This is a genomic window from Roseovarius nitratireducens (assembly GCF_002925845.1).
In the GTDB taxonomy this organism is placed as follows: domain Bacteria; phylum Pseudomonadota; class Alphaproteobacteria; order Rhodobacterales; family Rhodobacteraceae; genus Roseovarius; species Roseovarius nitratireducens.
In genome coordinates, this window is record NZ_PDNI01000002.1 from 1 (window position 1) to 596 (window position 596).

At 37.4% G+C, this 596-nt stretch carries 1 pseudogene; it reads left to right on the plus strand.

The window, feature by feature from the left end:
• The first annotated feature begins 36 nt into the window (after positions 1 to 36).
• A pseudogene (locus CRJ03_RS00010) lies at positions 37 to 354 on the plus strand (cbb3-type cytochrome c oxidase subunit I).
• Positions 355 to 596 lie beyond the last annotated feature (242 nt).

The window sequence follows — 596 nt, forward strand, 5'->3', positions numbered from 1 at the left end:
AAATGATCCCCAGCTATACTATGAGCTCTAGGGTTTATTTTCCTTTTCACTATCGGAGGCCTAACAGGAATCGTACTTTCTAACTCATCTCTAGACATTGTTCTTCACGATACATACTATGTAGTTGCCCATTTCCACTATGTATTATCTATAGGTGCTGTTTTTGCTATCATAGCTGGTTTTATTCACTGATTCCCATTATTCACAGGTTACACACTAAATGACACCTGAGCCAAAATTCACTTTGCTACAATATTTGTAGGAGTAAATATAACATTCTTCCCTCAACACTTCTTAGGTCTTTCAGGAATACCACGACGTTACTCAGATTACCCAGATGCCTACACTACATGAAATATCGTATCTTCGATAGGTTCGTTCATTTCTCTAACAGCTGTTCTAATTATAATATTCATTATTTGAGAGGCCCTAGCGTCAAAACGAGAAGTTAAATCAGTTGAACTAACCACAACAAACCTGGAATGACTTCACGGATGTCCTCCTCCATATCATACATTTGAAGAACCTGTTTACGTAAAAGTAAACTAAGAAAGGAAGGAATCGAACCCCCTAAAATTGGTTTCAAGCCAACATCA